Source organism: Actinoplanes sp. NPDC048791 (assembly GCF_040650095.1).
Lineage (GTDB): Bacteria > Actinomycetota > Actinomycetes > Mycobacteriales > Micromonosporaceae > Actinoplanes.
In genome coordinates this window covers 1-3,432 of the sequence record NZ_JBEZGQ010000892.1, presented here as the reverse complement: position 1 = coordinate 3,432, position 3,432 = coordinate 1, and the positions used below count along the sequence as shown (strand labels likewise).

Here is a 3,432-nt window from a genome sequence, read left to right as displayed (position 1 = left end):
CCACGGCGCGGGCGATGGGGTGCTCGCTCGCGGCCTCCAGCGCCCCGGCGAGCCGGAGCACCTCTCCGGCGTCCTCGCCGTCGGCGGGCAGCGCGGCGACCAGGGTCATCCGGCCGGTGGTGACGGTCCCGGTCTTGTCCAGCACGACCGTGTCCACCGTACGGGTCGACTCGAGCACCTCCGGCCCCTTGATCAGGATGCCGAGCTGGGCGCCGCGGCCCGTGCCGACCAGCAGCGCGGTCGGCGTGGCCAGGCCCAGCGCACACGGGCAGGCGATGATGAGCACCGACACCGCGGCGGTGAACGCGGCGGTCCAGCCGCTGCCGGTGCCGACCCACCAGCCCAGCGTGGCGGTGGCGAGGGCGATGACGATCGGCACGAAGACCCCGGAGATGCGGTCGGCGAGGCGCTGGACCGCGGCCTTGCCGGTCTGGGCCTGCTCGACCAGGGTCGCCATCTGCGCGAGCTGGGTGTCCGCGCCGATGCGGGTGGCCCGCACGACCAGCCGGCCGCCGGCGTTGACGGTCGCGCCGACCACGGTGTCCCCGGCGCCGACCTCCACGGGTACGGACTCACCGGTGAGCATGCTGGCGTCGACCGCCGAGACGCCGTCCTCGACAACGCCGTCGGTGGCGACCTTCTCCCCCGGCCGTACCACGAAGCGGTCGCCCACCGCGAGCTGACCGACGGGGATGCGGGTCTCGATGCCGTTGCGCAGCACGGCGACATCCTTGGCACCGAGCTCCATCAGCGCGCGCAGCGCGGCTCCGGCGCGGCGCTTGGAGCGGGCCTCGAAGTACCGGCCGGCCAGGATGAAGGTGGTGACCCCAGCGGCGGCCTCGAGATAGATGTTGCCGGCGCCGTCGCCGCGGGTCACGGCGAAGCTGAACGGGTGGACCATGCCGGGCATACCGGCGGTGCCGAAGAACAGGGCCCACAGCGACCAGCCGAACGCCGCCAGGGTGCCCAGCGAGATGAGGGTGTCCATGGTGGCGGCGCCGTGCCGCAGGTTGGTCCACGCTGCCCGGTGGAACGGCAGCCCGCCGTAGACGACGACCGGCGCGGCCAGCGTCAGCGACAGCCACTGCCAGTAGTTGAACTGCAGCGCCGGGATCATCGCCAGGAGGATCACCGGCACACTCAGCACGATCGAGGTCCACAGCCGGGTCCGCAGCCCCCGCAGCTCGTCGGCCGGCTGCGCCTGCTCCGCCGGATCGTCCGCCGTACGCGGCGGGGGCGGCACCTCGGCGGTGTAGCCGGTCTTCTCCACCGTGGCGATCAGGTCGTCAGCGGTGACGGCGTCCGGGAACGCGACGGAGGCCTTCTCGGTGGCGTAGTTGACCGTGGCGGTGACCCCGTCCATGCGGTTGAGCTTCTTCTCGATCCGCGACGCGCACGAGGCACAGGTCATGCCACCGATCGACAGCTCGATCCGGTTCGGTGCCGTCAGCAGCGGCTCGGCGCCTGATGCCATGGCTGCTCTCCCTCACTCGTGGCTGTGGTCGGTGGCGGACGGTGTCGCCGCGGGCGTGCCCGCCGTCGCGGTGAACTCGGCGGTGCGCACCTTGCCGGCGTGCTGGAAGTCCAGGTACAGCCGGTAGCTGCCACTCGACGGAACTTCAGCGTAGAAGGTGACCTGCGGCCCGGCAGTGGTCTTGCCGTCGCCGGGAGCTCCGTCGGGGTGGACGTGCAGGTAGGCGAGATCGCCGGCCCGCAGAGCCACAAGATGTCCGTACGCGCCCAGGTACGGCTGGAGGTCGGTGACCGGCGCGCCGTCCTTGGCGATCGACAGGGTCAGCTTCGACGACGCACCCGGAACCAGGTCGCCCTCCAGAGTGACGGTGTAGCCGTCGACGGTGGCCGTCCGCGAGGCTGCGGGCAGGGGCCGTGGCCGGTAGTCGCCCGGCGCCGGCACGTCCGCGCCCAGCGTGAGGCCTTCCGCGTGCCCAGCGGGCCGGAAGTCGGCGAAGACCCTGTACTGCCCCGCTGCCGTAACTGCCAGCGGGATCGACCAGGTGCCGTCCGCGGCGAGAGCGGGGTGCACGTGCTGGAAGCCGGACAGGTCCCGGCGTACCACGATCAGGTGCAGGTCCTTGTCGTGACTCGTGGTGTAACTGGTGACGGGCGCGCCGTCGGGCCCGGCGATCCGGAAGGCGAACGGCTGCGGCTGGCCGACGGCCAGGGCCGGGGAGAGCGGCTGGAGTTGATAGCCGTCCTGGGTGATCTGCAGACCGGCGGGCACGTGGTCGTCGGGGCCGGCCGCCGCGGCGGCACTGTCGTGACCGCCGTCGCTGTGGGCCGTAGTGGTGGTGGTCGCGCTGTCGGCCGGGCCGGCCAGGTTGCCGAGACCGAGCGCCGCGGAGAACACGACAGCCAGGCCGAGCGCGAAGGACCCGAGCTTGAGTGGGGTGCCCATCGCTACTTCACCACCTCGTAGCCCGCTTCGTCGACGGCCGCGGTGACCGCCTCGTCGTCGGCGGGCTGCTCGCTGGTGACCGTGACCGCGCCGGTGGCCAGATCAACCTGCACGTCGGTGACGCCGGGGAGCCGGCCGACCTCGGCGCTGACCGCGCCGACGCAGTGCGAGCAGGTCATTCCGGTCACGGTGTAGGTCTTCGTCGTCATGCCAGTCATCGTACCCATACCCCCTAGAGGTATCAAGACAGGGTGTTTCATGCCATCCGATCGGCGGTGAGGCGCACCCGCCGCAGCAGCTGCGCGTTGAGCGCCACGACGATGGTGGACGCCGACATGAGCACGGCGCCGACCGCCGGGCTGAGCGTGAACCCGGCCCAGGCCAGGACGCCCGCGGCGAGCGGGATCGCGATGACGTTGTACCCGGCGGCCCAGCCCAGGTTCTGCACCATCTTGCGGTACGACGCCCGGGACAGCCGGATCACCCCGGTCACCCCGCGCGGGTCGGACGAGGCGAGCACCACGCCGGCCGACTCGATGGCCACGTCCGTACCGGCCCCGATGGCGATGCCGACGTCGGCGCGGGCCAGCGCGGGCGCGTCGTTGACGCCGTCGCCGACCATCGCCACGGTGAGCCCTCGGCCCTGCAACTCCGCGACCGCGCGGTCCTTGTCGGCCGGCAGCACCTCGGCGACGACCTCGGTGATGCCGACCTCGGCGGCCACCGCCCGCGCCACGGTCGTGTTGTCGCCGGTCAGCAGCACCGGCGTCAGACCCAGCGCGCGCAGGGCGGCGACGGCCTGCCGGCTGGTCGGTTTGACGGCGTCCGCGACCGCGAGCACGGCGCGGGCCCGGCCGTCCCAGCCGGCCACGATCGCGGTACGCCCGGCAGCCTCGGCATCGGCGGCGGCCTGCTTCAGGCCGGCCGGCACGTCGAGACGTTCGCGCTCCAGCAGCCGAGGCCGGCCGACCAGGATCTCGACGCCGTCCACGGTGCCGCGTACGCCGAGGCCCTCG

At 72.8% G+C, this 3,432-nt stretch carries 4 protein-coding genes; all 4 read right to left on the bottom strand.

What is annotated here, in order from left to right; genetic code table 11:
- Nucleotides 1-1,474 (bottom strand): heavy metal translocating P-type ATPase (locus AB0C29_RS39200; RefSeq protein WP_360831670.1); only part of this gene is annotated, 1,474 nt, incomplete at its 3' end.
- 12 nt (nucleotides 1,475-1,486) lie between these two features.
- Nucleotides 1,487-2,416: a hypothetical protein gene (locus AB0C29_RS39195; protein ID WP_360831667.1), complete on the bottom strand. Its 930-nt coding sequence runs from the start codon at nucleotides 2,414-2,416 to the stop codon at nucleotides 1,487-1,489.
- A 2-nt stretch (nucleotides 2,417-2,418) separates the two neighbouring features.
- On the bottom strand, nucleotides 2,419-2,625 hold the full coding sequence (locus tag AB0C29_RS39190) for a heavy-metal-associated domain-containing protein (RefSeq protein ID WP_360831664.1): 207 nt from the start codon (nucleotides 2,623-2,625) through the stop codon (nucleotides 2,419-2,421).
- A 47-nt stretch (nucleotides 2,626-2,672) separates the two neighbouring features.
- Nucleotides 2,673-3,432 (bottom strand): HAD-IC family P-type ATPase (locus AB0C29_RS39185; protein WP_360831661.1); only part of this gene is annotated, 760 nt, incomplete at its 5' end.

What these genes read in the sequence shown, in the direction of transcription:
- AB0C29_RS39195 (WP_360831667.1), bottom strand. Translation starts at nt 2,416, where the DNA reads ATGGGCACCCCACTCAAGCTCGGGTCCTTCGCGCTCGGCCTGGCTGTC.
- AB0C29_RS39190 (WP_360831664.1), bottom strand. Translation starts at nt 2,625, where the DNA reads ATGACGACGAAGACCTACACCGTGACCGGAATGACCTGCTCGCACTGC.